Raw genomic sequence first — 3,550 nt, forward strand, 5'->3', positions numbered from 1 at the left:
TTCTTCTGCTTGTCGCGCGGGAGTTCGCGGCGGGCGAGAAGTTCGGCGGATGAACGGATGATGGTCAGCAGATTGTTGAAATCGTGGGCCACGCCGCCCGTCAGTTGCCCAATGGCCTCCATCTTCTGCAACTGGCGGACCTGATCCTCCGATGCCATCAGTTCGCGGGACCGTTCCTCGACCCGAATTTCCAGCGTCTCGTTGAGATGGCGCAGGGCTTCCTCGGCGAGCGTGCGCTCCAGAATGTCGGCGGCCTGCCGCGCCACGATGTCGAGCATGCGCAGATCGCGTTCCGAAGGCTCGTGCGGCGCATTCCAGTGGGTGGAGATCATCCCCAGCAGTTTGCCACTGCGCGAAAGCAGAGGGGTAGTCTGCGCCGACCTGATGCCGGCAGCGCGAAAAGCCTGGAGATCGGGCGTTCCGCTAATTTCCTCCCATTCCTCGAAGTCGGGCACGATGGCGCGCTGGCCGAATTTGAGCGCCAGGGTGCAACTGCTGTACGCCGCCGGGTTCACCCACTGCCAGAACCCGACTGCCTCGGGCGGCAGGCCGCGTTGAGCCAAGAGCTGCAGTTCGCCGCCATGGCCCGATGGATCGTCGGCCGGGCACAACAACTGCATCGTTCCGAACTGCGAGCCCGTGATCGTGACGGCGGCATCGACGATCTTGCCATAAAGCTCGAAACGATCCTGCTCGTTGATGAGCGCCACGCTGATCCGATGGAGCAGGTCGATGTCGGAGAGCCCGTCTTCCGAATCCTGCGTGGGCGAGCCGATCGGCGACACCAGAGGCCCATGATGCGCGTTAGTCATTGTCCAAGTTCCCCGCGTGCGCGAGACCAATGGACGCGTCGCAGCGGGTGAACTACCAGGCAGCGGAAAAGTTCCGTGGGTCCGGCTTACGAAATGGACATCGCGACGCGCACGGTAAAGTGCCTGACATGCAAGTGGGGCGCGGGCGGATACGTATCGCGAATCTACTACCTCGCCGATGGCAGTTACCTGATTTCCGGACCGGCATCGCTCGAAACCGCCGAGGCCACGGCTCGGCGCCAAGCCGGAGCGCTACGGTACGACCTACCTTTACTGGATGCCGGCGGACGCCTCACTTCCGCCGCAGCCCCTGTCAGCGCATGCCGTGGGCGAAGTGGCGCTGGATTACGATCGCTCGAAGCCGGGCAGCGATCGCATTGCCTGGGGTGAAATGGAACCCAAGCACCGTATGCTCATGGGGCAGGTCATAAATGACGGCAAATGGGCCTATCTGACGGACCGCACGCTGCTGCTGGCGGACCCGGAATCCGATCCTGCGTCGAAGGTGACGTTCCATCGAAACCTATGACTTCATCGACGAGGGCAAGTCGATCCTGTTCTTCACCGTGGAAAAAGGGCGTCCGTTCAACGGCATGTACAAGCTGGACATCGCGACCGGCAAGACCAGCCCGATGCCGACGGACGCCCAGCACAACGAAACCCATTCCTTTCCGAATGTCCTGTGTGGATGGCTCCCGCGTTGCAAGTGGCGATTTGACGATCTGGCGTATTGGTCGGGTGCAGTCTTGTGTCCGGCCTGTTGGTGCAGCCGTTTCGTGACTGCTGGCCCTGATGGTATCCGCGAGCTAGGTCCCACTCTGCTATGCAGGCTATGATGCCTTGGACTTTCGGCGGGGTGTCCCGGCTCCCGGTCGACCGGTAACGCCATCACTTCTCTTCGCTCTCACAACCTCCTGAAGCCGCTCGGTGTCGAGCTGCTAATCCGTCATGCTGCCACGCCGATCGGCGCACGGTACGTGCCGCCACGCGCCATGATCGCCCAGGCGACCCTCGCCGTGCGATTGGCAGCGGCAACGGTTACGACCCGCGCGGGTTTGCGCGCCAGCATGGCAGCGATGCGCGGATCGACCGAGTCCGGTTTGGCCCGGGCGCGGCGCACCAGTGAGGTCATGCCGATAACCAGCAGGCGCCGCAGGTATCGATCGCCCATGCGCGAGATCCGACCCATCCGTTCCTTGCCGCCACTCGAGTTCTGAAGCGGTGTCAGGCCAAGCGAGGCGGCAAACTGCCGACCCGAGCGAAACCGCCCTGGGTCGGTTACCGACGCGGCAAGCGCAGTCGCGGAGATCAAGCCGACACCCGGGATCGTACCGAGGCGCTGCGACAGTTCGTTGGACCGGTGCCAAGTGAGCAACTCCTTTTCCAACGCCGCAAGCCGAACCTGCACGTCGCCGATCTGTCCGGCCAAGCCAGTGATCACGCGCACGGCGAGATCAGGAACCTCGGGCGCATCGCCCTTGGCGATCCGCGCGGCCAGTTCGATCGCGTGATGCAGCCCACGTACGATCTCGATGCCAAACTCTGCGAGCAGGCCACGGATCATGTTCACGAGCTGAGTACGCTGCTTGACCAACAGGTCGCGCGTCCGGTGCAGCGCCAGCGCCGCCTGCTGTTCCGGCGACTTCGCGGGCACGAACCGCATCGTTGGGCGCGTCACTGCCTCGCAGATCGCCTCTGCGTCATTCGCGTCCGTCTTGCCGCGCTTCACATACGGCTTAACGTACGCAGGCGGCATCAATCGAACCTCGTGCCCGAGTTTTGCCAGAGCGCGTGCCCAATGATGAGAGGTGCCGCACGCTTCGATGCCGACCAGGCACCGCGGCAACTTCGTGAAGAACGGCACCACCTGCGATCGACGCAATGCCTTGCGGACGACGACGGTGCCCGCAGCATCAACTGCATGAACCTGGAAAATGCTCTTGGCCAAATCGAGGCCGATGGTGGTAATCTCCATGTGGGTGGCTCCTATTTGCTCGTGATCGCCTGACAGCAATCACATCTTGGCACCTCGATGCCGTGAGCGGGAGCCATCCACCCCATCTGCTATGGTCTCGAGGAGACGAACCGTGCTTCGGACCCATCGAGCCCTTATAGAGGAGTATCGGGGCATCGGCCGCACCTTCTGTCTTTCCTCCTGACGCAGCAAGGTGTGGCCGATGCCGAAGCTGTTGCACAGAAATACGGCGGGAAGACTTTTGACCTCTACGTTCTGGATTGGCAGACTGGCAAACGCCGGCAGTTAACCAATGTCAGCCGTGGCGGCGCGGAAGCGCATCAGTCAACGCTTGCACGAGACGGTCAGCATATTGCGTTCTCGCTGCAAGGACGATCCTCCAGGGAATACGCAGGAAAGGATGGCCTCTACATCGGTACGTTCGCACCCGGCAAGTAAAGCAGTTTCGCCGACGGTAACCGGGTGGCAATCGTGCCACCCGTGGCCTTTGCTTTCTCGGCATCGGTTGGATCGACGGTGCCGCCAGCGATGCGGGACAAGCTGGCCGAACTCGGCGCGGACCGGCATCGCGACGCCGCGCCGGACGGCGTCGCGATGCTCGCAAAAGGCGCAGCTCCTCCGGCAAAGCACTGAAACCTCGGGCGCATTGTCCGGTGTGGACATAGCGGTTAAGGTCCGGGAAAGTGGATCGGTTTGCAGGACACAGCGCAATGACGGGTATGCAGCTTGAGGCGCCGGCCGGGATGGTCCGTATTCCCGGCGG

General features: G+C 62.6%; 5 protein-coding genes. 3 read left to right on the top strand and 2 right to left on the bottom strand.

Going from position 1 to position 3,550, the window contains the following annotated elements:
* On the bottom strand, nt 1–812 hold an 812-nt coding region (locus tag LH128_RS10400; protein WP_008829585.1), incomplete at its 3' end, for a GAF domain-containing protein.
* Nucleotides 813–1,146: 334 nt separating this feature from the next.
* Between LH128_RS10400 and LH128_RS10405 the strand changes: the two genes are divergently transcribed.
* Nucleotides 1,147–1,341, top strand: a complete 195-nt coding sequence (locus LH128_RS10405; protein ID WP_327195130.1) for a hypothetical protein — start codon at nt 1,147–1,149, stop codon at nt 1,339–1,341.
* A gap of 417 nt (nt 1,342–1,758) precedes the next feature.
* Here the strand turns inward: LH128_RS10405 and LH128_RS10410 are convergent, their stop codons facing one another.
* A complete protein-coding gene (locus LH128_RS10410; RefSeq protein WP_008829587.1) occupies nt 1,759–2,787 on the bottom strand; it encodes an IS110 family transposase in 1,029 nt (342 codons plus the stop codon).
* Between the two features lie 195 nt (nt 2,788–2,982).
* Between LH128_RS10410 and LH128_RS33310 the strand changes: the two genes are divergently transcribed.
* Complete coding sequence (locus tag LH128_RS33310; RefSeq protein ID WP_155986410.1) at nt 2,983–3,225, top strand: hypothetical protein; 243 nt, start codon at nt 2,983–2,985, stop codon at nt 3,223–3,225.
* 42 nt (nt 3,226–3,267) lie between these two features.
* Nucleotides 3,268–3,420, top strand: coding sequence for a hypothetical protein (locus LH128_RS33315; protein WP_155986411.1), 153 nt, complete (start codon nt 3,268–3,270; stop codon nt 3,418–3,420).
* Nucleotides 3,421–3,550 lie beyond the last annotated feature (130 nt).

The organism is Sphingomonas sp. LH128 (assembly GCF_000293195.2).
In the GTDB taxonomy this organism is placed as follows: Bacteria; Pseudomonadota; Alphaproteobacteria; order Sphingomonadales; family Sphingomonadaceae; genus Novosphingobium; species Novosphingobium resinovorum_A.